Source organism: uncultured Reyranella sp. (genome assembly GCF_945957355.1).
Lineage (GTDB): Bacteria > Pseudomonadota > Alphaproteobacteria > Reyranellales > Reyranellaceae > Reyranella.
Window position 1 is genome coordinate 39,667 of sequence record NZ_CAMFKM010000011.1, and the last position, 23,362, is coordinate 63,028.

Genomic DNA, 23,362 nt, shown 5'->3' on the forward strand with positions numbered 1-23,362 from the left:
TGAAATAGTCGAAACATTCGAAATGAATGTCGCAGGGAGGGCAGGAGGCCAAAATCGGCGTCCCGGCCGCGAGATTGCGGTTGACAGGCAAAGGCCGGGAATGGGCGCGTCCGCGGCGCGGTGATCCTAGCCCGCTCGGTCCAGCTCTACGGTACAGGCAGAGACATTCGGTCCCATCGGGCTCGCGAAGTCGGCCCGAACTGTCGTCTGAGTCCTGATTTGAGAGCCCGACAGGGCACCCGAGAACGAACCCACCAGGACTTTCGGGTTTCCGCTCCGGAGGCGCGCGTTTATCGAGCCGGAATAGCTGTTCCCGGAAATGTTGACCGTCACCGTCGTGCCGGTGGCGCGGCCGATGCCGGTGCCTGACCCTTTGCCGCCCGTCACCGTGACCGATACCGGAATGGGGCCGGGCCAGAAGTCGCACATTGCTTTGCCAGTCCACTGCACCGTCCCGGCAGGTGCCGCAGGCGGTGCGATCGCGGCGGCGGGCGCCGATGCGGCCGCTGGCGGCAAGGGGACGGCCGGGCCGGCAGCCGCTGCTGCCTTCGCCTTTGCGTCCTCGTCGGCCTTCTTCTTTTCGTCCTCGATCTTCTTCTGATCGTCGTTGAACCGGGCAATCGCCGGTGCCGCCTCGCGCAGCAGGGCCTGCTGCTGGGGACCGGTGAGGAAACCCGTCGCCGGCAGGTCGCGCGCCTTCTGCCAGTTGGCGATCATGTCGCGCGAGCGCGGTCCCAGGGCACCGTCGCTGCCACGGGTATCGAAGCCCAGCGACGTCAGCGCGACCTGGATCCGCTGGCGGTCGGACGGCGTCAGTCGCAAGGCCTGCTCGGCGGCTTCGGCCGCCTTCCTGTCATTGGCGGCTGCTGCTGCGGCCGCGGCTTCGGCATCGGCCTTCTGCTTGGCGTCAGCCTCGGCCTTCTGGCGGTCCGCCTGGGCCTTGGCCAGAGCCTCGTCGGCCAGGCGCTTGGCATCGGCGTCGGCTGCGGCCTTCTTCTGCGCATCGGCTTCGGCCTGACGCAGGGCCGCCATCTCGGCCTCGGCCTTGCGTTGAGCCGCCTCGGCTTCGGCCCGCATGGCGGCCGTCTGCTCTTCCTGGCGCCGCGCCTCGATTTCGGCCTTCAGCTTCGCCAGTTCCTCTTCTGCGTTCCGGCGCAGCTGCTGGGCCTTTTCGAGTTCCGCATCGGCCGTCTGTTTCGCGGCTTCCTCGTCCGCCGCCTTCTTCTGGGCCGCTTCTTCCTGGCGTTTCTTGTCGGCGGCCGCCGCATCGGCCGCGCGGCGCTCCGCCAGGGCGCGCTCGAGGTCCTCCACTTTCAGATCCTGGACGGCCACGGTCGCGGGCGCGAGGGCGCCTTGCGATGGCGGCTTCGGGGCGAGCATCAAGTAGCCGCCGCCCGCCAGGATCAGGGCGGCGACCGCGGTCCCGGCATAGAGCGCCCTGCGGCTCTTCGGGTTTGCTGCCGGCAGGGCAGCGCCGGAAACCACCGGTTCGACGCTGGCGGACACTGGCGGCTGCGCCGCAGCGGCTCTCGGGGCCGGCGCCACGATGGTCGCGGCCGGATCGGGGCGGCCCCGCGCCGCGACCGTCAACGCATCGTCGGGGGACGCGGTCATCGACAGGATCGGACGCCAGCCTGCAATCGACTGCGGTCGGTCGGCGGCGCGGACCACGAGGCCTGCATCGATGCCGGCCAGCAGGCCGGCGGCAAAGCCCGGCGGCGCCGTTGCTGCGATGGGCTCGTAGGCATCGTCGAGCATGCGATCGAAGGCCGACGGCGGCGCGTGCCCGGTGATGGCATGATAGAGCGTGGCCGAGACGCCGTAGATGTCGGTCCAGGGGCCCTGCTTGGCGGAGGTGAATTGCTCGGGAGCCGCATATCCGGGAGTGAATATCGCCGTCATCGCCACGGTCCGGCCGACCATGGCGGCGCGCGAGGCGCCGAAGTCGATCAGGGTCGGGTTGCCGGCGGCATCGAGCAGGATGTTGGCGGGCTTGATGTCGCGATGCAGGAAGCCCGCATCGTGGACCTGCTCGAGACCGTCGAGCAGCGGCCACAGGATGCGGTCGATCGCCGATGCATCCAGCCGGCCGTGCTTCTTTATGTGGCCTTCGAGCGTATCGCCGTGGAGCATCTCCATGACGATGTAGGCGGTGCCGTTGATCTCGAGGAAGTCGTAGACGCGGACGATGCCCGGCGCGCGATGCAGCGTCGCCATGACCCGGCCCTCGGCGACGAACCGGTCGCGGCCCCACGTGAAGTCCTCCGCCGCCTTGGTCGAGCGCGGCATCACGGTGACGCCGTTCTGGCGTACCGCCAGTGCGGTCGGCAGATACTCCTTGATGGCGACTTCGCGACCGAGCTGGACGTCGCGCGCCCGATAGGTGATGCCGAAGCCGCCCTGGCCCAGCACGGACAGGACTTCATAGCGCCCGATCGGCGTGCCCGGCGGCAAGGCGACGAAATCGACCTCCGGATCAGTCACCGTCGTTTCCGAATTCATGTCGACCATGAAGGCCGCTCCCCCGCGGATCCATGCCGGCCCAGGCATTCACGCATATCACAAGAACCCAATACTCTTCTCAACCCCGGCAACTCAACTTTACTATCGGGGGCTTTACGGGAGATCGAACCCCAGCGTGCGTACTTCCTTGCAGCACATCGTCGCGACCTAGGCATCGCATGGCGTTCCGTTCCTTCATCCTCGCGCCGCCGTTCACGGGCGACCGGACCTATCTCCACGGGGCCGACATCTTCGACGGTATCGTCCGTCACATCGGCGGGGCGGCGGCCGACGTGAGGCTCACCCTGACCGTGGCCAGCGACTGCGCCATCGAAGTCTCCGAGGACGAGGTGGCGCCCCGCGTGCCCGCGGAGAGTTGCGGATCCGTCAGCTATCTCGACGGGGGCATTCGCCGGCAGCTTCGGCTGCGGCAGCGCCGCGACCTGCCGATATGCCAGCGGATCCCGCTCGAAGAGGGCTCGTTGATCGAGGGGGCGGTCTTCGACCGCGACAGCGCCGCAATACCGGCAGGCGACGCACCGCTGATGCGGCGCGTGACCGCCGCCAGCCTGCATCTCCTGAAGACCCTCAGTCCCGGCAGCTACTGGTCGATCGCGGAGATCGCCTGCAGCCGTATTCCGCCCTGCCGGTCTGCCGCTTCGGTGACGCTCCGGCGACTGCTGGGCGGACGCTGTTGGAAGGCGATTGCCTTGGCGCCGGACGGTATCGCCGGTGGCACGATACTTCTTGCACGGGGCCAGCCGCGTCGTTGAGAATGATTATCTCACCCAGGGAGATCAGTGAGTGCCTGTGAAATTGACCGAACAGGGTGTGCGGGACGTCATTTCGAGCGTCGTCGAGCGCGTCATGGCGGACGATCTGGGCACCTCCGAGGATTTCTACGACTTCGGATTCGACTCGCTCGATCATGTGCAGATCCTGATGGGCATCGAAGAGGCCTTCGGCCTGCCGATCGGCGAGGACGATGTCGACGCGTGCCGCTCGATCCAGGCGATCCTCGACCATGCGGCGAGGCCGGTCGAGCCGGCATGCTGACCTACCAGAACCGCATCCTCTTCAGGCGCTGGGCCGCCGGCGACCGCGAGGCGGTCGAGGCTGAGGTGAGGGGGCAGGCGGGGCTGGGCGAAAAGTCCCTGATCCTCGAAACCCTGGACTTCCTGCGCAGCTTCGAGCGCGGCGAGACCGCGAAGCCGGCGGCGATCACGTACCGGCACCGGATCGTGCTGTGGACCATCCTCGAATGCGGTTCGCTCGCGGCGGCGAGGCACTATGTCTCGACCGTTCTCGGCGATTCCTCTGTGCGCATCGGCAGCCTGCCGGCCCTCGTGCTCGCGGCGCCGCCGACGCCGCCCGGTCAGCATGAGACGGAGTTCGCCGACGATCCGGCGGCCGACGTCCAGGTCGTGCCGCGCGCCGGATCGCGCACCGTGCTGTTCGTCTTCACCGGCGGGGCCAGGCGCTTCTGCGGTCCGCTGGTGCTGATGCATCAGTGGTTCCGCCGGCTCGACGCCAGCATCGTCTACCTGCGCGATCACAGCTCGATGTTCTACGCCGGCGGCATCGCTTCGCTGGGGAAGGGCTACGACGAGTCGGTCGGGCGCCTGTGGGACATCGCGTGGTCGCTGGGGGCGGAGCGCGTCCTCTGCACCGGAAGTTCCGCCGGAACGTTCGGCGCCCTTCGCTACGGGCTCGACCTGTCGGCGGAGAAGGTGCTCGGCCTGTCGGGCCCCTCCCGCCTGGACGACAGCGCGCAACGGGTCCTCGAGCGGCTGCAGCGGCGCCGGCCGTCGGCCACCCCCTTCGATCCCGGGCACCTCGACATGGCCGCGCTCTATGGCCGGACGCCGCGGCGGCCCGCGGTTCGCCTGACCTTCGGACAGCAGAACGCGATCGACCGGGCCGAAGCGGAGAACATGCAGCCGATCGGCGGCGTCGAACTCGACCCGGTGCCGGGTGTGGAGGAGCACGACATCGTGTCGGCCCTCGGAAGTCGGGGCTTCGAGGCGCGGCTGCGCTGGCTCACCGCCCCGTCGCCGTTACGGCCTTCGTACCATTGATACAAAAGGGCCGCACCGTCGCCCCGCCGGCGCCACGGTGCCTCGTGATATGCTGCATCCGGCGGTTTTTGCGAGGGTACCGGTGCGCAGGGACGACAGGAAGCTTGCCGAGCTCGAAACCAATCTCAATCGGCTTCGCGACGATCTCAACGATCTGTCGAAGGCGCTGAACGTCAATCCGCGCAACACCAGCCTGGTGATCCGCAGGGTCAACCTCATGGGCCGGATCGTGGCGGCCCAGTCGACCGTCGAGCAGTTGCGCGGCACCCTGCGCCACGCCTGAGGCAGGGCGGATCAGCCGCCCAGGCCGCGCTTACTGCGGCAGTCTTCGAGCTGGCGGATCGCCGCGCCGACGTCGGCCAGCGGGAATTCGTAATCCTGCGTCTCCACGCCCACCAGGCCCTCGCGTCCGCCCTTCTTGAGTCCATCGACCTCGGCCTGGCCCAGCCAGGCGATGCTCCAGCCGCCCACACCGACGCCGCTCATCTGGTTGCCGCCGCCATTGCCGAAGCCCTTGCCGTCGACCTGGAAGGAGCCCTGCCAGTCCTTCGGCCCCTTCATCGGCACCGCGACCTGCCACTGCCGCGAATCGCCCGGCTGCACGAGGTCGACGCCGATGCGGACCCGGCGGCCGCCGGCATTCGAATCGGCCACGCAGTACATGAAGGTCCGGCCGCTGCGTGCCGCGCGGATCTTCCAGGGACCGGCCTCGCCCCAGGGCTTCTCGAACTTGTCGTTGGCGACGATGTCGTAGCCGCCATAGCCGTTGGGGGCCGCCAACGCGCCATTGGTGCAGCGGCTGGCGAGCCTGCGGATGTGGGTCGAGGCGCCCTCGACCTCGGTACGGTCGGTCTTCAGGCACCAGTCGACATGCGCCTTGGCGACGGCATGCACGCCCTTGCTGAAATCCTGGCAGGCCGGATTGATTGCGATGGCGTCCTTCGCCGCGGTCGCCGCTGCCGCCGCATATTGCTGGCAGAAGGCGGCATCGCCCGGCTCGGCCCGCGCGGCGGCGGGAAGGGCGAGGGCGAGCATCGTCGCCGCGGAAAGAAGGTCTTTGCGCATCATCGGTCGGTTCCGTCGTCGCTTACTGTTGGGAGGTCATGCAGCCGTCGATCCGCGCGCTCATCGCGTCGGGATCGCCGAGGTCGAAGCTGCGCGTCACGTTGCGCGCGGGAAGCTGAACTTCCATGCGCTTCGATTCGAAGAACACGTCGGTGAAGCTGTTCTCGAGCGCCGGGCTCCACAGCCGGTCGGGCGATCGTTGGGCCATCGGGAAGGTGAATCGCTTGCCGCTGGGCCTGAACACGATCACGGCCTCGTCCTTGGCGGAGGCCGTGCCGGGACCCGGCAGGATGAACTGCCGTCGACCATCGTCGCCGAAGCTCATCCGCAATCCCTCATTGTCCGGACCCTTCGTATCGGCGACGCAGCGCACGAACTTGCCCTTGTCGTACACCATGCTGATTTCCCAGCCACCGAAGATGCCGAGCTTCTTCGTCTGCGCCGTCGCGGACGCCGCCAGCCCGAATGCCGCCGCCATCGATCCCAGGACCAGAAAGCCCCACCAACGCCCGATCATCGCGAACTCCCCAAATGCATTCGTATTGCACGAATCTGCACGCCGCTGTAGCCGGATCCTGTTGCCCTCCCGCGTCACATCGGCCACAAGAAACGCGGGTGTCCGCACATCGGCGCGGGCAGGAAATAGCGCTGGTCGGGCCGCCAGCGGCTCTCTCCTTATGTGGCGCCCATGACCCGTAATCCTCGCGCGACTCCCAGCCTGTTTCGCCGCTTCGTCGACAGCGAAGCCTCGGGCGGCATCGTCCTCATGGTCGCCGCGGCGCTGGCGCTGATCGTCGCCAATTCGGGTCTTGCCGCAACGTACTTCGCCGCGCTCAAGGCCTATGTCGGTCCGCTGAGCGTCTCGCACTGGATCAACGATGCGCTGATGGCGGTGTTCTTCCTGCTGGTCGGGCTGGAGATCAAGCGCGAGATCGTCGACGGCCAGCTCTCGACCTGGCCGCGCCGCATCCTGCCCGGCCTCTGCGCCGCCGGCGGCATGGCGGTGCCGGCGCTGATCTTCGCCGGGCTCAACTGGAACAACGGCGAGGTGATCCGCGGCTGGGCGATTCCCACCGCGACCGACATCGCCTTTGCGCTCGGCGTGCTGTCGCTGTTCGGCAACCGGGTGCCGGCCTCGATGAAGGTGTTCCTGACGGCGCTCGCCATCATCGACGATCTCGGCGCGGTGCTGATCATCGCCGTCTTCTACACCGGCAATCTCGACCTCGCGGCGCTGGGCGGCGCGGCCGCCGTGCTGGTCGCTCTGCTCGCGCTCAACCGGCTAGGGGTGAAGGCGCTTTGGCCCTATCTCGTCCTGGGCGCGATCCTGTGGCTGCTGGTGCTGCTGTCAGGTGTCCACGCGACGGTCGCGGGCGTGGCGCTCGCCTTCACCATCCCGCTCACGCGCGCCTTGGGAGGCGCTCACGAGCGCGGGGTCGATTCCCCGCTGCACCGGCTGGAGCACGCGCTGGCCAAGGTCGTGCCGTTCGTCATCATTCCCATTTTCGGCTTCGCCAACGCGGGCGTTTCGCTGGCCGGCTTCGGCGCGAGCGCGCTGGTCGATCCGCTGACGCTGGGCGTCGCAGGCGGGCTCGTGCTGGGAAAGGTGATCGGCGTCTACGGCACCGCGCGTGCGACCGTGAAGCTCGGCTGGGCCGCCGCACCGGTCGGCGCCGCGCCCCTGCACGTGCTGGGCGTGGCGCTGCTCTGCGGCGTCGGCTTCACCATGAGCCTGTTCATCGGCTTGCTGGCCTTCCCCGACAATGCGGCGCTGCAGGATGGCGTGAAGATCGGCATCCTGCTCGGCTCGCTCGTCTCGGCGGTCCTGGGCGCGATGGTGCTCCTGCTCAGCCCGAAGCCGGGCGGCGCCGAGGCGAGCACCTTCTGAAGATCCGTTGCGCGCTCCGCAGGGTGGGCGCTAAGAGTTCTTGTCTCCCGACCGGATCCTCGAAAACATGGCGCTCCACTGGACGATCGACTCGCGGGCGAAGCTCCTGGTGGCCCTCGCGGAGGGCCCGATCCAGCCCGCCGACCTCGATAAACTGCTGGACGTCGTTACCGGTTCGAACATCCTGGGCTATCGCAAGCTGTTCGACGGCTGCCTGGGGGAGACGCAAATGAGTCCGGCGGATCTGCTCGCAGTCGGCGTTCGTCTTCGATCGCTTCATGCCGCTGCCGGCCCCGCACTCGGCCCGCTCGCCTTCGTCGTGCGCGACGAGAATTACTGGCAGGTGGCGCGGGTCCTGGGCATCCTCGCTGTCCCCAAACGCCCGATGCGTGTGTTCAGGCAGGTGGACAAGGCCCGCACTTGGCTCGACTCGCCTGCCGTCATGGCGAGCGTGCCGGGCTGAAGCCATCCGGCGCATGGTCGTGGAAATCGACTTGCATCCGCATCCGGCCGAGCGGCTCGACATGGTGCGTCTGCTGCGGTCGGATGAGACCGGGACGGCCGGGAGTCAGGATCGTCCCGTCGCCGCCGGCGCCCGGGCCATCGACGAGGATGAGCCGCAACTCGCCCTCCAGGACGCGGATCACGCCCCACACGCCATCCTTCGTGCGGTGCTCGCGCCGCAGCGCGTCGGGCAGCGTCGTCTCGTCGAACACCGGCGTGGATTTGTAGGGGGCGCCCATCTAGATGCCTGCGGGCAGCCGGGCGAGGGCCAGCTTGAAGTTCTCCGCGATGCGCTCGGCCTTGGCCTGCATCGAGCGGGCGGCGGCGGGCGGCATCTCTGCCTCGGTGGCCGCGCGCCACAGGACGAGCCAGCGGTCGAACATCGCGGGCGTGATCCGCGCGCGGTGCTTGAAATGGGCTGCCATCGGCGTGCCCTTGTAGCGGCCGGTGGTTAGCATCAGGGAGGACCAGAAGGCGGTGAGCTTGTCGAGGTGGTAGGGCCAGTCGTCGATCGCGTCGTTGAAGACCGGGCCGATCAGCGCGTCGGCGCGGACGGCGGCATAGAAGCGATCCACCAGCCGGGCCAGGCTGTCCTCGTCGACACCTTCGGTCTCACCAAACGCCAGGCCGTTCATCGCCCTGCTCCAATCGAGTATCTACGATACATGTATGGCGGCGAGCTAAACATGTAAAGAAGACACATGTATTGTGAACGCCCGCTCGCCACCGTGTCGCAGGGACCCCCGACCAGATGCGCCTGACCCGTTATACCGACTACGCGCTGCGCGTGCTCACCTATCTTGGCACCCGGCCCGACAGGGTCTGCTCGATCGCCGAGATCGCGCGCGGCTACGGAATCTCGCAGAACCACCTGATGAAGGTGGCGCACGACCTGGGCAAGGCGGGCTACGTCGAGGGCGTGCGCGGCCGCACCGGCGGCATCCGCCTCGCGCGGCCGCCCGAGAAGATCAACGTCGGCGCGGTGGTGCGCCGGATGGAGGAAGGCTTCGACCTGGTCGATTGCGACACCTGCGCCATCGCCCCGGCCTGCGAACTCACCCGCATCCTCGACGAGGCGCTGGCCGCCTTCATGAAGGTCCTCGACCGCTACACGCTGGCGGACCTGCTGAAGCGGCAGACGAAGTTGTTGCGGTTGCTGGGGGTGGGATAGGTCGAGGCCAACCACCTCTCAAACCGTCGGGATCGTTCCGCCGCCGATGACGCACTCAGCGCCAGTACTGCTCGTGGCCCAGTCGGACGCGGACGTGTACCCGGTCCTTGCAGGCCTGCATATCTGGCTGTCTTGGCTGGGAGTTGAAATGCAGTCGATACGAGTGTCCTATGGCGATGGCAATGCAGCGCGGAGGGGCGCATGGCAATGCAGGATTTCATTCGCCGCAAGAACATTGAAAACCTGACGAAGCAGCTGGCCGGAGGCCGGCTCGACGAGGCGCAGCGCGCCTTTGCCGAGGCGCGTCTTGCCGAGGAGCTGGCCGACCAGAAGGCCGAGGAGCGGACGAACGGGCGGGCGCAGGAGCCCCTGCCGGATTCCGCTTCCCGCTGAACGCGACGACGGCTCAGCCGCGCCGCCGGTCGATCTCGGCGCGGGCGTTGCGGCGCGCCATCTCTTCGGCGACCGCCGACGGAACGCAGACCTTGTTCACGGGGTTGAGCACGGTGCCCAGCGACTTGGCGATCACCAGAGCGACCGGGATGCCGACGATCGACAGGCACAGCGCGAACACCTGGATCGCGTTCAGGATCACGAACACCACGCCGAACGGCAGGTAGAGGATCATCACCAAGGTCGAGTAGGCGCGCCACACCGGGTTCTGCGGCATGTCGAGGTCGGACTTGCTCACCATCTCGTTGCCGAACGGCGCCAGCAGGAACTTGCCGAACTCCATCAGCCCGAGCCCGAGCGGTGCGGTGACGACCAGCAGGGTGAGCAGCAGGCCGAGCAGCCAGTAGAAGGCCGCGGTGAGGAACCCGAGGAACGGGATGTGCCACACAATGTTGCCCAAGGTCGTCACGTGTCTCTCCCCATCGCCGCTCGTAGTGTGACGGCCACCATGCCCTTCCCGTCGGGCGCGTGGCAATCGCCGCCCGTCGCGGCCGCTGCCCACGCTACTTGCAGTTGACCTCGATGCGGCGCGGCGGCGTCTTGAACCAGGGCGGTGCCTTGTCCATCGCCGGCTGGGGCCTGGGCCAGGCGCCCGACTTCAGGCGCGCCTCGATCAGCGGGACGAGCTGTTGCAGGATCACCCAGCCCTTCATGCGCGTGCCGGGATAGGTCGTGTGGACGCCGTCGGCATAGAGGTCGGGATCGAACGGCATCCTGGCGGCGACGTCGATGAAGTCGATGCCGCGCTCCTGCGTGTACTTCTTCAGCACCTGGTTCTGGAAGTTCGCCAGCCGCTCGAGGTCGCGATAGCGCCATGGGTACATGTAGAGGTTCAGATAGTCCCAGATCATGCGGTTGCGGACCGGGTCGAGCTTCAGCCCATCCTTCACCATCCACAGGAACGAGGTAACTGCGAGTTCGGCATCGATCGGCTTCAGGTCGGCCTGGATTTTGTCGAGATCGCCCAGAATCTGGGTGAGTGATACCGGCAAGTCCTTGCGTGCGAGGTCGGGGTCGGTCTCGGAGAGATCCTTCGGCCAGGTGAGCTGGTAGTCGGGCTTCGGTGCCTCCAGCCCGGTGGAGGGCAGCTCTTCGGAGGCGCGCAGGACCTGGATGCGGCGCACGATGTCGGAGTAGCGCGCCAGCGTGTTGAGCCACGCAGGTCCCGGCGGCTCTCGCGGCTTCATCGGCTGAGGCTTCTCGCCCTGGGGCATCGACGCCACCAGGCTTTCCAGCCTGAACTGGTTGCCGCCCTCGTGATAGATCACGAGATCGGGCCGCGCCGGCACGATCTCGGTGCGGACGATCGATTCGATTCCTTCGGAGTTGATGGATTCGCGGGCCGCGCTGGCGACCTCGATCTTGAGGTCGGGCCGGTTCTTCGCGGCCCACAGGTTCAGCCAGTGCGCGATGAACTCTGGATAGGAATAGGGCATCTGGTGCGTGTCGGCCGTCGTCGAGGCGCCGGCGAACACGATACGGATGGTCTTCGGTGCGCGCGCAAAGTCCAGAGGCGCCCCACGCCAGCCCAGTTCGTTGGTCACCAGCCCGATCGGCGAGGTGGTGTCCGGGCGGAAGCGGAAGGGCGGGCTGGGCTTGCCGTCTTCGGGATCGAAGACTTCGAGCGAACCCGGCGCCTTGGAGAAGAACGGGCTCTGGCAGGGATCGCCCACCAGCACCGAGTTCCAGATCTTGAAGACCTCGGGGGATTGGAAGGAAGTGCCGGCCTTCTGAAGCGTGCGATCGAGTTCCATCGCCTCGGTCGGCACCGGTTTGCGGTTGGGCAGGGGCGGCGGATCGCTGAAGAACCAGGCGCGTTCGACCGAGGCTGCGCGCGGTACGTCGTCGAGGCGCTCGGCCGTCGTGTCGTTGCCGATGTTCACCAGACGGGCGGGGAGTTCGAGCTGGGTGAGGGGCAGTCCTGCCAGGACGCGCGCAGCGCCTTCGGCGAAGATCAACCCAATCAGAATGGTCACGGACACCATGATGGCATTCGTCAACGTTCGACCGTTCAAGGGCTTGTCCTCTGCTGCTGATGCTCCCCGGGAAGCCGTTCTAGGGGGGCCGGCGGGCGAGGAAAAGGGCGACGTTGTCGCCCGCATCCGTGGCCGGCGGCGGTGTCGACGCGATGCGGAGCATTTGATTTCGGACGACGATCTGCGTATAGATGTTGCGAATCATTCGCATTTTTGGATCGGCCTTTGGCACCGTCGTCCACGTCCCTGTCCGTCTACATCGAGCATCGCGACGACCTGTTGAACTATGCCAACAAGTTCCTGGGCGACCGGGCGGTCGCCGAGGATGTCGTGCAGGAAGCCTGGCTGCGCCTCTCCTCGAGGGACGCCAAGGGACAGGAGATCGGCCATCCGCTGAGCTACCTTTATTCCATCGTCCGGAACCTGGCGCTCGATTGGTCGAAACGGCGAGTGAGGGAAGTGCCGCAGCCGCCGGAGAGCGTGACCTGGCAGGTGCTGCCCGCGGCAAGCCCGACGGCCGAGGATGTCGTGTTGCAGCGCGACGAGTTCCGGGCGCTGCTCGACGCGATCCAGGAACTGCCCGAACGGACCCAACTCGCCTTTCGCCTGTACAAGCTGGAGGAACGGCCGCTTCAGGAAGTGGCGGACCGTCTAAGACTCTCGGTCCCGCGCACGCACCAGATCGTGGCCGAGGCGCTGGTGCATGCCATGCAGCGCCTGCTCGGCGACGAGGACCGGTAGCGCAACAATTTTTACCGGCCGTTCTTAAGTCGGCGCCGCGAAAACCGTCTAATTGTCGGAGAGGAGGGGCAGCTTCCGCTGCCTCGCACCGGGGAAACCTTCGTGAGCGGAACCAACGGCAAGAACGACCCGGTCCGGCTTCAGGCGGCGCATTGGCTCCTGCGGCTCGAAGCGTCCCCCGGTGACGGCGCGTTGCGGCAGGAGTTCGAGAGCTGGTTGCAGCAGAACGAAGCCCATCGTGCCGCATTCCGTTCGGCCGAGCACACATGGGCGCGCCTGGGCAAGCTCCCGCCGGAATTGATCGCGGCGCCGGCCGCGGCCGCCAACATCCTGCCGCTGAAGTCGCGCAGGCGACCGCGCGTCTTCTGGGCGAGCGCCGGCGCGCTGCTGGCCGTCGCCTGCCTGTTGCTGGTCGCGGTGCCCGTAATCCAGCGTCATCTCGAGGCCGATCACGTCACGGGCGTTGCCGAGTTGCGCGACGTCGTCCTTCCCGACGGCAGCCTGGCAAGCCTCGATGCCGACAGCGCGATCGCCGTCGACTATTCCGGAGCCGAGCGGAAAGTGAGGCTTCTCGCCGGGCAGGCCTTCTTCCAGGTCCATCCCAATCCGGATCGACCTTTCCGGGTGAACGCAGCCGACGTATCGGTGCGCGTCACCGGCACCGCGTTCAGCGTCGACAAGCTGGCGAGCACGGTGACGGTCGCCGTCCAGTCCGGCACGGTCGAGGTGGCGTCTCCGGGGCTGGCCGATGTCAGTCGCCTCGGTATGGGCGACCGTCTCGTCTTCGACCGTCAGGCGAGGTCCGCGCGACAGGAACAGGTCGTGCCGTCCACGGTTGCTTCGTGGCGCTCGCGCCGCCTGGTGGTGCACGACGCCACCGTGGGCGACATGGTGGAGATCCTCGGGCGCTATCTGCCGGGCATGATCGTCGTGCGCGACGGTTCGATGAACGGCCGGTCGATCTCGGGCGTCATCGATCTCACCCAGCCACGCGAAGCATTGAACGCTCTGGCCGAATCCCAGCACGGCAAGCTCAGCCAGGTCACGCCCTACCTGTCGGTCATTTCGAAGCGTTAGGTCGCGGCGTGAACTTTTTTGCGATTTCCGCTTAAGTCGAACCGCCCCCATCCGTCTTGTTCCGCAAGTGCGGGCGTGTTGCCCGCGGCGTCGAGTTCCGTGACCCGCCGGCAACGGACTTTCGGGGGAGAAGTCTGTGTTTGCGAGGATCACGGTTGCCGCCGTAGCGGCAGGTTCCTTGATGGCCGGCGAGGTGTTCGCTCAGGGCATCGCGGGTGGCGAAGCGCAACAGGCGCAGGCCGTCCGCCTGGCGACCTTCAATGTGCCGTCACAGCCACTGGCGCAGGCCCTGACCGCCTTCGGCCAGCAGGCAGGCGTGCAGATCGTCGTCAACAACTCAGCCGTCGCCGGCAAGACGAGCACCTCAATCGGCGGCAGCATGACGGCCGAGCATGCCCTGCAACTGCTGCTGGCGGGAACCGGCGTGACCTTCCGCTTCACCTCGGCCAACACGGTAACGATCTCCGGTGCGCCGGACGCCGGCGGCGCCCTGCAGCTCGATCCCGTGCAGGTACAAGGGGCCTTCCTCGTGCCGCCGCAGGCGATGATCGACAACGCGCCCCCGGTCTATGCGGGCGGGCAGGTCGCCACCGGCGGCCAGCTCGGCCTGCTCGGAAATCGTGCCGTGATGGACACGCCGTTCAACCAGTCGAACTACACGGCGAAGAAGGCACAGGACCAGCAGGCCAAGACGGTCCGCGACGTGCTGATCGACGACCCGTCGGTCCGGATCACCCGGGGCGACAACAGTCCTGGCACCGATCAGGTCAAGATCCGCGGCTTCCCCGTCGACAATTCGGACACCTCGTATGGCGGCCTCTATGGAATGCTGCCCAACTCGTCGGTCATGGCGGAGATGGCCGAGCGGGTGGAGGTACTGAAGGGACCGAGCGCGCTGCTGAACGGCATCCCGCCCTTCGGGTCGATCGGCGGCAACATCAACGTCGTTCCGAAGCGGGCGCCCAACGAGGATTTGACCCAGGCGACGGCGAGCTACATCTCCGGCAGCCAGTTTGGCGGGCACATCGATTTCGGACGCCGCTTCGGCGAGGACAAGGAATTCGGTGTGCGCTTCAACGGCGTGTTCCGGGGGGGCCAGACCGACATCCAGTACAATGCCGACCAGAGGGCGCTGGCAGTCCTCGGCTTCGATGTCCGCGGAGAGCGCGTGCGACTCTCGGCCGATCTGGGATACCAGAACCAGTACATCTCCGGCATCACACCCTACCTGACCCTGGCGCCGGGCGTGCAGCTCCCGTATGCGCCGAGTGCTCGCAGTAATCCCACCGCGCAGCCCTGGGGTTTCCAGGGCCGCAAGGACGCGTTCGGTGTCCTGCGGTTGGAGATGGACATCACCGACAATGTCACGCTCTACGCCTCGGCGGGCGCGCACGACTACCGGATGGGCGGTCTCTATTCGGCGGCCACGACGATCACGAACTTCAATGGTGCGGGCACGGCACTGGCGCCGCTCAATTTCAGCCAGTACACGACGAGCCTGACCGCCCAGGGTGGTCTGCGCGCCCTGTTCAGCACGGCGGATGTCAACCACGAGCTCGCACTCACGGCGTCGACGCTCCAGCAGGACAACGGCCAGGTCAACGTCTCGCAGCCGGGCGGCGCCTTCGCGACCAACATCTACAATTCGACGTTGATCGCACGGCCGAACATCCCGACGCCGGCGGCGAACAAGACGTCGTCGTCGGGCTTCAACAGCATCGGCGTCGCCGACACGATCTCCTCGCTGAACAACCGGGTCCAGCTCACGGCCGGCCTGCGCGCCCAGAACGTCCAGTCCGCCAACTTCAACGCTGTGACCGGCGTCCTTACATCGAGCTACGACCAGACCGTTGTCAGCCCCGCCGTGGCACTGATCGTGAAGCCACTGGAGAACGTCTCGCTCTACGGCAACTACATCCAGGGACTGCAGCAGGGCACCGTGGTGCAGGCGCCGTTCGCCAATGCCGGCACGATCCTGCCGCCTTTCGTCTCCAACCAGATCGAAGTGGGCGTCAAGGTCGACTGGGGCACCTTCACGACCACCGCAGCGCTGTTCCAGATCACGCAGCCCAGTGTCATCACGAACACTACGACCAATACCCAGGGCGTGAACGGGCAGCAGGTCAATCAGGGTCTGGAGCTGAACGTCTTCGGCGAACCGATGAAGGGTATCCGCCTTCTCGGCGGGGCCATGTTTCTGAACCCGGTGCTCGCCAAGACGCAGGGCGGGCTGACCGACGGCTGGATTGCGCCCTTCACGCCGCAGTTCACGCTGAATCTGTCGGGCGAGGTCGACCTCCCATTCGTGCCGGGCCTTACTCTCACGAGTCGTGCCATCTACACCGGCCCACAATACATCGACGCGACCTATCCGCGGCGCATGATGCCGCAATGGACCCGCTTCGATCTAGGCGCACGCTACACATTTGAAAATCCGGGGGCGAAGGGGAAGATGCTGGTGGCCCGTTTCGACGTCGACAACGTCCTCGATGCCAACTACTGGGCGGGCAGCAACCAGACGGCGACGTTCATGTTCCTCGGCGCGCCGCGCACCTTCCGCCTGTCGCTGACGGCGGATTTCTAGGCAGCGCCCGGGCGCGCGGGCTCGACATGGAGCGGACGTTCCGCGCCTCCATGAACTGGCTGCACACGTGGGCGGGCGTGGGTGTTGGCGCGGTGCTGTTCGCGGTCTTCTGGATGGGCACCCTGTCGGTGTTCGACCGCGAGATCGATCGCTGGATGATGCCTGCGACCCGGCTGAAGCCGGCCGTGCTGAAATCGGTCGATGCGCTCGCCCGCGAACTGCAGCCCGTGATCGGTGCCTCGCCGCAATGGCTCGTTCTCTTTCCAGACGATCGTGAACCCGTCGCCCGGGTTGGCTACCTGGAAGGCGCGGGCCGGCTGCGGTACCGCCACGCCGATCCCTCGACATCGGCCCTTCTTCCGGACGCCGGCACGTGGGGGGGATCGGGATTCATCTATCCGTTCCACGTCAATCTGCATATCAAAGCCTGGTCTTTGGGCCTCTGGATCGTCGGCTTTGCAGGCATGGCAATGCTGGCGCTCTGTGTGTCCGGCGTGGTCATCCATCGCAAGATCTTCGCCGACTTCTTCACCTTCCGGTCCGATCGGAAGCCGCGGCGGGTCGTGCTGGACCTGCACAACGTCACGGGCGTGCTCGGGCTGCCGTTCCACTTCTTCATCACCCTGTCGGGCCTCGTCATCTTCTTCACGGTGTACTTCTCGGGTGCCTGGGAGATGTCCTATCGTGGCGACCGGGCGGCCTTCGTGCGGGAGTCCTACGGTATCTACGGGCGGCCGCGGCTCAACCGCCCGGGGCTGCCCCCGGCATCGCTGGATGCCATGGTCGCGGAGGCATCCCGCCAGTGGGCAAGGGGGACGCCGCAATTGTTCCGCGTGTTCCATCCCGGCGACGCCAATGCCTATGTCGAGATCCGCCGCTCGTTTGTCGACGATCGCGTGACGATGCCGGTCGACGCGCTCTATTTCGACTTGGGCACCAGCGCCGTCCTGTCGAGCAATGCGGCGAAGCCTGTGATGAACGTCCACCGCTTCATCACCGGCTTTCACTTCATCCAGTTCGATCACTGGAGCCTGCGCTGGCTCTACTTCGTGCTGGGGCTTACCGGCTGCGTCCTGATCGCCACGGGATTCCTCTTCTGGCTGGACTCGCGCCGCAAGCGCCATGCCCAGCTCGGTCTGCGCGGCGTGCGTATCGTCGAAGGTCTGACGATCGGCTCGGTCAGCGGGATCGTTGCCGCCACGCTCGCCTTCTTCGTCGCCAACAGGCTGTTGCCGCACGGCGCCTCAGCCTGGGGCCTCGAACGCCGCGAGCTAGAGATCTGGGCCTTCTACCTGGTCTGGCTGCTGACGTTCGTTCACGCCTGGGTTCGTCCGCGCATGGCTTGGCGGGAACAGTGCATCGCCCTCGCGGTGCTGGCGACCGCAGCCGTGCTTCTCAACGGACTCACGACGGACGATCCCCTGTGGCGCAGCCTCTCGCAGCGCCACCTCTGGCCCGTCGCCGGCATGGATCTGCTGCTTCTGGCGGGCGCGGTCGTCGCGGGATGGGCCGCCGTCAGATTGCGCAGGGCTCAATGAGTCGTGCTTCCGACAATCAGCCGGACGGAACGAATCGTAGCGTGCCAGCCCGTCGCGTGGGCTGGCCGGTGTCGTTGGTGTGGTTGACGCCGTCCATGACGGGCACCTCGTGGAAGTCGAACGGACTCACTCCGTCGAGACAGGCCACGTTGACGGCATAGAGACTGGTGTCGGACCGCCGCTGGTGATGCGTGTAGATTCCGCAGCGAGAACAGAAGAAGTGCTGTGCCGTCCCGGTATGGAAGCGGTAGCTGGTCAGTGCCTCCTCGCCCTGAAGGAGTTTGATCCCGCCCATCTCCGCCATGGTCACGACGGCACCGCGCATGCGGCAGAAGGAACAAGTGCAGCGGCGGATCGAGTTGAAGCCGTCGCTGAGCCTCACCTCGAAACGCACCGCACCGCAATGGCATCCGCCGGTCCGGACCTTTGCGTCGTTCATCGAAAGTCGTCAGCCCGGAGCTCGATCGTCTGACCGTGGGGCGTGCGGTCCGCCGCATGATCCCAGGCGTTGTAATAGCGGTCGAGCGTCTCTGCCGACGCAATGCCCTTGCGCGCGACGAGGCGCTCCAGCGTCGCGAGCCAGTGGCGGTAGTAGGTCGTGCCGTCGTCGGGATCGCCGCCCGCGATGGCGGCCTTGATCTGGGCGCCAAGTTCGTCGGCCCATTCGTTCCACGAGAACACGCCGCGTTGCTGCAGGGTCAGCGCCATGGCGAAAGCCTGGGCCTGCCACGGCTCCGCGAAGACCGGCGCCTCGCCTTCGCATGGGATGCCGGGCACGGTCTCCAGCGCCGTGCGGACCGAAGCGGGATCCGACGTCATCACGCTGGCTCCAGATAGGGCTCGAACGCCTCGATGGAAACCGTGGCGCCGTCTTCCGCATCGGGCCCCCACAGTTCCCGTCCGTCGAACACTACGGTGTAGAGCCATTCACCCTGCTCGATGCCCTTCCCGACCATCGCGTCGGGAAAGGTGTGGCAACCCTGGATGCGCTCGATGGTGCCGAAGTGGCCGCGGGCAAAGCGCGGCAGGCGCGTGTGGGAGCGGGGATGGATGTTGCGGGCACGCACCTTCTGGCCGACCTCGAAGGCGGCGGGGGCGCGGGGCGGCTGGTCGTGGTTGGCCCTGGTCAGGCCAACGCCGGCCTGCGGGCCCGACAGAGGCTTGCGCTTCAGCGGCCGGCCCGGTCCGCTCGAGTGGCCGCTCGCCAGCTCGGCCTCCGACACGAGTCCGCGGTCGAGGCAGAGCCGCTCGAGGCGCAGGAACCATTTCTTGTAGTAGGAAGAGGAGAGATAGACCGCCGGCGGCAGGGTCTCGATCCAGTAGCGGCCGACGTCGATGTTCCATTCGCCGGCCGAGCCCATGATCCTGTTGAGGGCGAAGGAGTGCGCCTGCCACTCGTCATGGAAGGAGACTTCGTGCGGATCGGGCGCGACCTTGCCGAAGCCGTCCATGCCGCCCATGTCGTGCACACCGTTCATGCCTGCACCTCGTTCGCTGCCTTCGGCAAGCCGGTGCCGATCATCGAATCGCGAGTGACCAGTTCGGCGAGCTTCTCCTCCGACCAGCCTTCGGTCGCGGCAGGGCGCATCGGCAGTACGATGAACCGTGTCTCGGCCGTGGAGTCCCACACGCGGACCTTTGTCTCGTCAGGCAGTGTCACGCCGAAATCGGCGAGCACCTTGCGCGGCTCCTTGACGGTGCGGGCGCGGTAGGGCGCCGACTTGTACCAGGCCGGTGGCAGGCCCAGCAGGTCCCACGGGTAGCAGGAGCACAGGGTGCAGACGATCATGTTGTGCGTGGTGGGTGTGTTCTCCACGGCGACCAGGTGATCGCCGACCTTCTGCTGCAGGCCGAGTTGCGCGATCGCCTTGCTCGCGTCGGCGAGCAGCGCCTCGCGGAACCCGGAATCGGCCCAGGCTCGCGCCACCACCTGCGCGCCGATATGCGGCCCGACCTTCGTTTCGTAGGTTTCGATGATCGAGTCGAGCGCCGCGGGATCCACGTAGCCTTTCTCGGTCAGGATGGTTTCGAGCGCCCGCACCCGGAGCTGCATCTCCGACAGTTCGGACCCGTGCTCGTGGTCGTGATTGTGGCCATGATCGTGGTCGTGATTGCTCGACATCGCATCCCCTGGTCCTCGTAGGGCAAGACTAGTGCATTCCGCCGCGTCGAAACAGGCTGCGATGGAATCTCCATCCATGCAGGAATGCGCGGTCCGCCGGGGTGAGCGCCGCAGGAGACGGCACGAAGGTGTGACGGCCGGCCGCACTGCTGGCATGGGACGCGAACAGGGAGAAGTGCAGGCGTCGACCGGCGCCTGATCGTGGCATAAGGTAAGAGAGGGAACGTTGCCCGGCGGTCGTCCATGGTGGGACATGGCCCGATATCGATGCCGGCGTGGATGAATGAAGATGACGACAGATACGCCGGACAGGGACCTCATTCGGCAAGCGAAGGTGCGGAAGCGCCTGTCGCACGATCCGTCGCGACCTGCCCGCCGATGGCGCTGGATGTTGGTGGGCGTATCGCTGCTCGCGGTGCTGGCGCTTTCCTTCTATGCGCCTGCACTCGTGAAGAATCTGGGCGTGGATCATGTCACGACGACCGCCGAGCATCGCAACGTCGACCTGCCGGACGGATCGCTGGTGGAGCTGGGAGCCGCCAGCGCCCTCGACGTGAAATTCAGCGAGACGAGCCGGCTGGTGAAGCTTCGCTCGGGAGAAGCGTTCTTCAACGTGAAGTCCGGTGACGCACGCCCTTTCACGGTGAAGGCCGGCGGCGTGTCGGTCGTCGTCACGGGCACGGCGTTCAACGTCCGGCTCGCCGACGAGGCCGTCACCGTTGCGGTCGAGAGCGGCTCGGTCGAGGTCAAGATGCCCCCCCTGGAAACGGAACAGGCCGTCATGGAACCCGTGCTGCGGCGGTTGCAGGCCGGCGAGCAGCTCGTGGCCCGGGCTGACGGAACGATCGAACAGGGCCCGGTCGCCCCTGACGAGGCGGGAGCCTGGCGGCGCCACAGGCTGAACGCCAGTGGGACGACGGTGGGCGAGGCGATCGACCAGCTGCGCCGCTACCATGGCGGCTGGATCGTTGTGACCGACGGCAATCTGCTGCGTCAGCGCTTCGCCGGCTTCTACGACCTGCGCGATCCGGTGGCGTCGCTGCGCGCGGTGGTAGGGCCGTTCGGTGCGCAGGTGCACCCCGTCTCCGGATTCATCGTCGTCTCGGCACCCTGATCGCCGGTCTTTCCACTCCGCCCGGCGGGAGTGCAGGCGAGCCCGCCCCGCAAAAAAATCTGCGGGCGACGGCTTGAAGGCTGTCGGGCCGAACCTAGATCGTCTGCCGGTCGCCCCTCGGGGGACCGCTTCGCAAACCCATCGCTCAGGAGTGGAGGATGAACATGCGTACGACTTTCGATTTTTCGCCGTTCTATCGTGATACGGTTGGCTTCGACCGGGTGTTCCATATGCTCGACACCGCGGTCAGCCAAGGCTCTCAGGGTTATCCCCCGTACAACATCGAGAAGGCCGGCGACGATACCTACCGTATCGTCATGGCGGTGGCGGGATTCTCCGAGGCCGAGCTCAGCATCACCCAGAAGGAGGAGGAGCTCCTCGTGACTGGAAAGGCACAGCCGGGTGCAGAGGAGAAGGAGTATCTCTATCGCGGTATCGCCGCGCGGGAGTTCGAGCGCCGCTTCCAGCTCGCGGACCACGTGAAGGTGGTCGGGGCCGGCCTGGCGAACGGCCTTCTGACGATCGAGCTGAAGCGCGAGATTCCGGAAGAGAAGAAGGCCCGCGCCATCCGGATTGAGTCGGGCATACCACGCCTTTCGAAGCAGTAAGGGCGGCGTCCGACAGGGGGAGAGGAGCGTTCGCCGACCTCGCGGCGGGCGCTTCCCTTCCGTCAATTCCACAACATTTAGGAGGTTCGTCATGATCGCAAGGTCGGCAGCCTACCGGCCTGAATGGTCTTCAGATCCGGACGCCCTACCGGGCACGCCTGAAGTTTTGCCCCCTCACGGATATGCCGGAACGATCGACCGGCCCCCACGTGGCCGCATCCTGATCGTTGAGGACCAGCCTTTGTTGGCGCTCGAAATGCAGGGGCACTTGATGGATGCCGGTTACCGGATCGTCGGCCCGGCCGGAAGCCAGAGCGAAGTGGAGCGTCTCGTAAAGAGCGGGCGCCTCGATGCGGCGGTGATCGACGTCGACTCGCGGCGCAGCGCTCCCTTCGCGGTCGCCGACTGGCTGGCCGCGGAGCAGGTGCCATTCGCCGTCATCGCCGACGACGCGACCCGCCTGCCGCACGAACTGGCTCTGCGCCCGGTGATCACCAAGCCGGTATCGCCGGCCGCCCTGGTGGAGACGGTTGATCAGATGGTCAACGGAAGCCAGGGGGCCATCGTGATTCCGTACACGCGCGGGCCGCGGCTTTTCCCGCAGCTCTAGCGTCGACCCGCCGCGACGGAGAAGCGGCAGACTCCCCCGTGGCCTCGTCCCGCTCGCCCTCAGCGGCTTGCGGCCGTTCGATGTGACGGGTGGATGGCAACTTCGCCGGCCGGCCGCCGTTGACGCGGGCGGCGGGAGGAACTCATGAGTAGTCTGGAAGATGCCATCAGGGTGTCTGCCGCCCTGCGCGGACAAAAGAAGTACGCTGAGGCCATCGACCTCATCCAGCGGGCCCTGGCTGCCGCAGCGCCGGAAGATTTCGCACGCCTCGACGCCAACCGCGAGGGATTGCGGGCCGCCGAGGAGGCCGGGCTTCCCGCCGTCGCGAAGCGCTTCGCCGACGCGATTGCGATTCGGGGCGCCGGGAGTGATGAAGACGAGGAAAACGCCTGAGGCCTGCTATGCCCGCGCCGGCAAGGCACCCTTCGACGCGCGTATCTCTGCAACGGCGCGGTCCCAGCTCGCGAGGCGGTCGGGGCCGGCGGGATGGGTGTCGAGCATGCCGGTGTCACGGCGTCCCGTCGAGCGGGCGAGGGTGACCAGCATGCCGCGTGCCTTGTCGAGGTCGACGTCAGAGCGAAACAGGATCACCGCGGCGAGGTAGTCGGCTTCGCGTTCCTGCTCCTTGGAGAAGGAGATGCGGCCGACCGCGCCGCCGAGGTTGGCGCCGGTATCCATCGCCGAGCGCGTTATCTGGCCAGCGTAGGGGCTGCGATAGGACGCAGCCGCGCCGGCCGCGCCCAGCAGGATCGCGCCGATCAGCGCACCCGTCATCTGGTTGCGCTGGCTGGTGGCGATGTGATTTGCCGCCTGGTGGCCGATCTCGTGTGCAAACACGAGGCAGACTTCCTCCTCGTTCGAGGCGTATTCGACCACGCCGCGATTGACGAAAATCAGGCCGTTGGCGCCCGCACCGGCGTTCATCGAGCGGTTCGCCGACCCCATGATGCGCCAGTCGCATACGCCGACGTTCATCTCGCGGCACATCCGGTCGGCCGGTGGCCGGATGCGGGCGAGGGCGGAGCGCATGATTTCGTCCACCTGTTCGTCCGTCAGCACCCGACGCTGGGGCGGGCCGCCGGCGCCCTGCACTTCGCTCTGAGCGAGGCTGAGATGGCTGTCACTGACCTGCGGTAGCTGATGCACCGCGCCCGCGCAGCCGCACAGCGCGCAGGCGCCCCCAAACGCCAGAAACGATCGCCTTTTCATTCGCTTCCCCCAACGCTGCTAGAGGTTGCAGCCCCGATAAGGACGCTACCCACGGGTATGTGCACGAGTCAACGGGCCATGAATTCATTCGAGCGGGATTCGCGTTGCCGTTCCGCGCGGAG

Annotated in this window: 29 protein-coding genes; 16 read left to right on the plus strand and 13 right to left on the minus strand. The window is 66.8% G+C overall.

Annotation, left to right across the window (positions count from 1 at the left end; translation table 11 throughout):
* Nucleotides 1–126: 126 nt before the first annotated feature.
* Nucleotides 127–2,511, minus strand: coding sequence for a protein kinase (locus tag Q0Q48_RS18120; protein WP_295140473.1), 2,385 nt, complete (start codon nt 2,509–2,511; stop codon nt 127–129).
* Nucleotides 2,512–2,681: 170 nt separating this feature from the next.
* Here Q0Q48_RS18120 and Q0Q48_RS18125 point away from each other — a divergent pair, with 170 nt between their 5' ends.
* From Q0Q48_RS18125 to Q0Q48_RS18140, 4 genes are all read left to right on the plus strand, one after another.
* Nucleotides 2,682–3,275 carry a hypothetical protein gene (locus Q0Q48_RS18125; RefSeq protein WP_295140475.1) on the plus strand — a complete coding sequence of 198 codons (594 nt, stop codon included), beginning with the start codon at nt 2,682–2,684 and terminating at the stop codon, nt 3,273–3,275.
* Nucleotides 3,276–3,306: 31 nt separating this feature from the next.
* Nucleotides 3,307–3,558, plus strand: coding sequence for an acyl carrier protein (locus Q0Q48_RS18130; RefSeq protein WP_295140477.1), 252 nt, complete (start codon nt 3,307–3,309; stop codon nt 3,556–3,558).
* Entirely contained in the window at nt 3,552–4,580 is a 1,029-nt protein-coding gene (locus Q0Q48_RS18135) for a hypothetical protein (RefSeq protein WP_295140480.1), read from the plus strand. The genes Q0Q48_RS18130 and Q0Q48_RS18135 overlap by 7 nt, the downstream gene beginning before the upstream one ends.
* Nucleotides 4,581–4,662: 82 nt before the next feature.
* Nucleotides 4,663–4,863, plus strand: coding sequence for a hypothetical protein (locus Q0Q48_RS18140; protein ID WP_295140483.1), 201 nt, complete (start codon nt 4,663–4,665; stop codon nt 4,861–4,863).
* Between the two features lie 11 nt (nt 4,864–4,874).
* On the opposite strand, the gene Q0Q48_RS18145 is transcribed toward Q0Q48_RS18140, so the two are convergent.
* Both Q0Q48_RS18145 and Q0Q48_RS18150 read right to left on the minus strand, forming a co-directional pair.
* Nucleotides 4,875–5,648 carry a hypothetical protein gene (locus tag Q0Q48_RS18145; protein WP_295140486.1) on the minus strand — a complete coding sequence of 258 codons (774 nt, stop codon included), beginning with the start codon at nt 5,646–5,648 and terminating at the stop codon, nt 4,875–4,877.
* A 19-nt stretch (nt 5,649–5,667) separates the two neighbouring features.
* Nucleotides 5,668–6,162, minus strand: coding sequence for a hypothetical protein (locus Q0Q48_RS18150; RefSeq protein ID WP_295140488.1), 495 nt, complete (start codon nt 6,160–6,162; stop codon nt 5,668–5,670).
* A gap of 171 nt (nt 6,163–6,333) precedes the next feature.
* Here Q0Q48_RS18150 and nhaA point away from each other — a divergent pair, with 171 nt between their 5' ends.
* Complete coding sequence (gene nhaA, locus Q0Q48_RS18155; protein ID WP_295140491.1) at nt 6,334–7,533, plus strand: Na+/H+ antiporter NhaA; 1,200 nt, start codon at nt 6,334–6,336, stop codon at nt 7,531–7,533.
* Nucleotides 7,534–7,600: 67 nt separating this feature from the next.
* Nucleotides 7,601–7,996, plus strand: a complete 396-nt coding sequence (locus tag Q0Q48_RS18160) for a hypothetical protein (protein ID WP_295140493.1) — start codon at nt 7,601–7,603, stop codon at nt 7,994–7,996.
* On the opposite strand, the gene Q0Q48_RS18165 is transcribed toward Q0Q48_RS18160, so the two are convergent.
* Both Q0Q48_RS18165 and Q0Q48_RS18170 read right to left on the minus strand, forming a co-directional pair.
* Nucleotides 7,974–8,276, minus strand: coding sequence for a DUF1971 domain-containing protein (locus Q0Q48_RS18165; RefSeq protein ID WP_295140495.1), 303 nt, complete (start codon nt 8,274–8,276; stop codon nt 7,974–7,976). The two genes, Q0Q48_RS18160 and Q0Q48_RS18165, sit on opposite strands and share 23 nt — an antisense overlap.
* Nucleotides 8,277–8,672, minus strand: coding sequence for a group III truncated hemoglobin (locus Q0Q48_RS18170; RefSeq protein WP_295140498.1), 396 nt, complete (start codon nt 8,670–8,672; stop codon nt 8,277–8,279).
* 116 nt (nt 8,673–8,788) lie between these two features.
* Here Q0Q48_RS18170 and Q0Q48_RS18175 point away from each other — a divergent pair, with 116 nt between their 5' ends.
* The gene (locus Q0Q48_RS18175) at nt 8,789–9,208 is read left to right on the plus strand and encodes an Rrf2 family transcriptional regulator (protein ID WP_295140501.1); all 420 of its coding nucleotides are present in this window, start codon (nt 8,789–8,791) and stop codon (nt 9,206–9,208) included.
* Between the two features lie 201 nt (nt 9,209–9,409).
* Nucleotides 9,410–9,601, plus strand: a complete 192-nt coding sequence (locus tag Q0Q48_RS18180; protein ID WP_295140503.1) for a hypothetical protein — start codon at nt 9,410–9,412, stop codon at nt 9,599–9,601.
* 13 nt (nt 9,602–9,614) lie between these two features.
* Here the strand turns inward: Q0Q48_RS18180 and Q0Q48_RS18185 are convergent, their stop codons facing one another.
* From Q0Q48_RS18185 to Q0Q48_RS18195, 3 genes are all read right to left on the minus strand, one after another.
* Nucleotides 9,615–10,070 (minus strand): YccF domain-containing protein, encoded by a 456-nt coding sequence (locus Q0Q48_RS18185; RefSeq protein ID WP_295140505.1) that lies wholly within the window; start codon nt 10,068–10,070, stop codon nt 9,615–9,617.
* A gap of 94 nt (nt 10,071–10,164) precedes the next feature.
* Nucleotides 10,165–11,637 (minus strand): hypothetical protein, encoded by a 1,473-nt coding sequence (locus Q0Q48_RS18190; protein ID WP_295140508.1) that lies wholly within the window; start codon nt 11,635–11,637, stop codon nt 10,165–10,167.
* 79 nt (nt 11,638–11,716) lie between these two features.
* The gene (locus Q0Q48_RS18195) at nt 11,717–11,842 is read right to left on the minus strand and encodes a hypothetical protein (protein WP_295140511.1); all 126 of its coding nucleotides are present in this window, start codon (nt 11,840–11,842) and stop codon (nt 11,717–11,719) included.
* A gap of 20 nt (nt 11,843–11,862) precedes the next feature.
* On the opposite strand from Q0Q48_RS18195, the gene Q0Q48_RS18200 reads away from it, so the two are divergent.
* The 4 genes from Q0Q48_RS18200 (at nt 11,863) to Q0Q48_RS18215 (ending at nt 17,577) form a co-directional block, all read left to right on the plus strand.
* Nucleotides 11,863–12,378, plus strand: a complete 516-nt coding sequence (locus Q0Q48_RS18200) for an RNA polymerase sigma factor (protein ID WP_295140514.1) — start codon at nt 11,863–11,865, stop codon at nt 12,376–12,378.
* 102 nt (nt 12,379–12,480) lie between these two features.
* Entirely contained in the window at nt 12,481–13,455 is a 975-nt protein-coding gene (locus Q0Q48_RS18205; RefSeq protein WP_295140517.1) for a FecR domain-containing protein, read from the plus strand.
* Between the two features lie 136 nt (nt 13,456–13,591).
* Nucleotides 13,592–16,039 carry a TonB-dependent receptor gene (locus Q0Q48_RS18210; RefSeq protein ID WP_295140519.1) on the plus strand — a complete coding sequence of 816 codons (2,448 nt, stop codon included), beginning with the start codon at nt 13,592–13,594 and terminating at the stop codon, nt 16,037–16,039.
* A gap of 26 nt (nt 16,040–16,065) precedes the next feature.
* Nucleotides 16,066–17,577: a PepSY-associated TM helix domain-containing protein gene (locus tag Q0Q48_RS18215; RefSeq protein WP_295140522.1), complete on the plus strand. Its 1,512-nt coding sequence runs from the start codon at nt 16,066–16,068 to the stop codon at nt 17,575–17,577.
* Between the two features lie 16 nt (nt 17,578–17,593).
* Here the strand turns inward: Q0Q48_RS18215 and Q0Q48_RS18220 are convergent, their stop codons facing one another.
* Genes Q0Q48_RS18220 through nthA form a run of 4 tightly spaced genes read right to left on the minus strand, consistent with a single transcriptional unit; the run spans nt 17,594 to nt 19,699 of the window.
* Nucleotides 17,594–18,016, minus strand: coding sequence for a GFA family protein (locus tag Q0Q48_RS18220; protein ID WP_295140525.1), 423 nt, complete (start codon nt 18,014–18,016; stop codon nt 17,594–17,596).
* Nucleotides 18,013–18,396 carry a nitrile hydratase accessory protein gene (locus tag Q0Q48_RS18225; protein ID WP_295140528.1) on the minus strand — a complete coding sequence of 128 codons (384 nt, stop codon included), beginning with the start codon at nt 18,394–18,396 and terminating at the stop codon, nt 18,013–18,015. The genes Q0Q48_RS18220 and Q0Q48_RS18225 overlap by 4 nt, the downstream gene beginning before the upstream one ends.
* Nucleotides 18,396–19,055: a nitrile hydratase subunit beta gene (nthB, locus tag Q0Q48_RS18230; protein WP_295140531.1), complete on the minus strand. Its 660-nt coding sequence runs from the start codon at nt 19,053–19,055 to the stop codon at nt 18,396–18,398. Before nthB ends, Q0Q48_RS18225 begins: the two co-directional genes overlap by 1 nt.
* Nucleotides 19,052–19,699 carry a nitrile hydratase subunit alpha gene (gene nthA / locus Q0Q48_RS18235; protein ID WP_295140534.1) on the minus strand — a complete coding sequence of 216 codons (648 nt, stop codon included), beginning with the start codon at nt 19,697–19,699 and terminating at the stop codon, nt 19,052–19,054. Before nthA ends, nthB begins: the two co-directional genes overlap by 4 nt.
* Nucleotides 19,700–19,982: 283 nt before the next feature.
* On the opposite strand from nthA, the gene Q0Q48_RS18240 reads away from it, so the two are divergent.
* From Q0Q48_RS18240 to Q0Q48_RS18255, 4 genes are all read left to right on the plus strand, one after another.
* The gene (locus tag Q0Q48_RS18240) at nt 19,983–20,813 is read left to right on the plus strand and encodes a FecR family protein (RefSeq protein ID WP_295140537.1); all 831 of its coding nucleotides are present in this window, start codon (nt 19,983–19,985) and stop codon (nt 20,811–20,813) included.
* Between the two features lie 164 nt (nt 20,814–20,977).
* Nucleotides 20,978–21,421: an Hsp20 family protein gene (locus tag Q0Q48_RS18245; RefSeq protein ID WP_295140540.1), complete on the plus strand. Its 444-nt coding sequence runs from the start codon at nt 20,978–20,980 to the stop codon at nt 21,419–21,421.
* Between the two features lie 91 nt (nt 21,422–21,512).
* Complete coding sequence (locus tag Q0Q48_RS18250; protein ID WP_295140542.1) at nt 21,513–22,031, plus strand: hypothetical protein; 519 nt, start codon at nt 21,513–21,515, stop codon at nt 22,029–22,031.
* A 144-nt stretch (nt 22,032–22,175) separates the two neighbouring features.
* Nucleotides 22,176–22,424: a hypothetical protein gene (locus tag Q0Q48_RS18255; RefSeq protein ID WP_295140545.1), complete on the plus strand. Its 249-nt coding sequence runs from the start codon at nt 22,176–22,178 to the stop codon at nt 22,422–22,424.
* Nucleotides 22,425–22,430: 6 nt separating this feature from the next.
* Here the strand turns inward: Q0Q48_RS18255 and Q0Q48_RS18260 are convergent, their stop codons facing one another.
* The gene (locus Q0Q48_RS18260; protein ID WP_295140548.1) at nt 22,431–23,240 is read right to left on the minus strand and encodes a M48 family metalloprotease; all 810 of its coding nucleotides are present in this window, start codon (nt 23,238–23,240) and stop codon (nt 22,431–22,433) included.
* Nucleotides 23,241–23,362: the final 122 nt, after the last annotated feature.

Excerpts from the sequence above, each read along its gene's own strand:
- Q0Q48_RS18215 (WP_295140522.1), top strand. The coding sequence starts at position 16,066 with ATGGAGCGGACGTTCCGCGCCTCCATGAACTGGCTGCACACGTGGGCG.
- nhaA (WP_295140491.1), top strand. The coding sequence starts at position 6,334 with ATGACCCGTAATCCTCGCGCGACTCCCAGCCTGTTTCGCCGCTTCGTC.
- Q0Q48_RS18160 (WP_295140493.1), top strand. The coding sequence starts at position 7,601 with ATGGCGCTCCACTGGACGATCGACTCGCGGGCGAAGCTCCTGGTGGCC.
- Q0Q48_RS18245 (WP_295140540.1), top strand. The coding sequence starts at position 20,978 with ATGCGTACGACTTTCGATTTTTCGCCGTTCTATCGTGATACGGTTGGC.
- Q0Q48_RS18150 (WP_295140488.1), bottom strand. The coding sequence starts at position 6,162 with ATGATCGGGCGTTGGTGGGGCTTTCTGGTCCTGGGATCGATGGCGGCG.
- Q0Q48_RS18145 (WP_295140486.1), bottom strand. The coding sequence starts at position 5,648 with ATGATGCGCAAAGACCTTCTTTCCGCGGCGACGATGCTCGCCCTCGCC.
- Q0Q48_RS18165 (WP_295140495.1), bottom strand. The coding sequence starts at position 8,276 with ATGGGCGCCCCCTACAAATCCACGCCGGTGTTCGACGAGACGACGCTG.
- Q0Q48_RS18260 (WP_295140548.1), bottom strand. The coding sequence starts at position 23,240 with ATGAAAAGGCGATCGTTTCTGGCGTTTGGGGGCGCCTGCGCGCTGTGC.
- Q0Q48_RS18180 (WP_295140503.1), top strand. The coding sequence starts at position 9,410 with ATGGCAATGCAGGATTTCATTCGCCGCAAGAACATTGAAAACCTGACG.
- Q0Q48_RS18195 (WP_295140511.1), bottom strand. The coding sequence starts at position 11,842 with ATGATTCGCAACATCTATACGCAGATCGTCGTCCGAAATCAAATGCTC.
- Q0Q48_RS18120 (WP_295140473.1), bottom strand. The coding sequence starts at position 2,511 with ATGGTCGACATGAATTCGGAAACGACGGTGACTGATCCGGAGGTCGAT.
- Q0Q48_RS18220 (WP_295140525.1), bottom strand. The coding sequence starts at position 18,016 with ATGAACGACGCAAAGGTCCGGACCGGCGGATGCCATTGCGGTGCGGTG.
- Q0Q48_RS18170 (WP_295140498.1), bottom strand. The coding sequence starts at position 8,672 with ATGAACGGCCTGGCGTTTGGTGAGACCGAAGGTGTCGACGAGGACAGC.
- Q0Q48_RS18125 (WP_295140475.1), top strand. The coding sequence starts at position 2,682 with ATGGCGTTCCGTTCCTTCATCCTCGCGCCGCCGTTCACGGGCGACCGG.
- Q0Q48_RS18250 (WP_295140542.1), top strand. The coding sequence starts at position 21,513 with ATGATCGCAAGGTCGGCAGCCTACCGGCCTGAATGGTCTTCAGATCCG.
- Q0Q48_RS18255 (WP_295140545.1), top strand. The coding sequence starts at position 22,176 with ATGAGTAGTCTGGAAGATGCCATCAGGGTGTCTGCCGCCCTGCGCGGA.
- Q0Q48_RS18225 (WP_295140528.1), bottom strand. The coding sequence starts at position 18,396 with ATGACGTCGGATCCCGCTTCGGTCCGCACGGCGCTGGAGACCGTGCCC.
- Q0Q48_RS18175 (WP_295140501.1), top strand. The coding sequence starts at position 8,789 with ATGCGCCTGACCCGTTATACCGACTACGCGCTGCGCGTGCTCACCTAT.
- Q0Q48_RS18240 (WP_295140537.1), top strand. The coding sequence starts at position 19,983 with ATGAAGATGACGACAGATACGCCGGACAGGGACCTCATTCGGCAAGCG.
- nthB (WP_295140531.1), bottom strand. The coding sequence starts at position 19,055 with ATGAACGGTGTGCACGACATGGGCGGCATGGACGGCTTCGGCAAGGTC.
- nthA (WP_295140534.1), bottom strand. The coding sequence starts at position 19,699 with ATGTCGAGCAATCACGACCACGATCATGGCCACAATCACGACCACGAG.
- Q0Q48_RS18135 (WP_295140480.1), top strand. The coding sequence starts at position 3,552 with ATGCTGACCTACCAGAACCGCATCCTCTTCAGGCGCTGGGCCGCCGGC.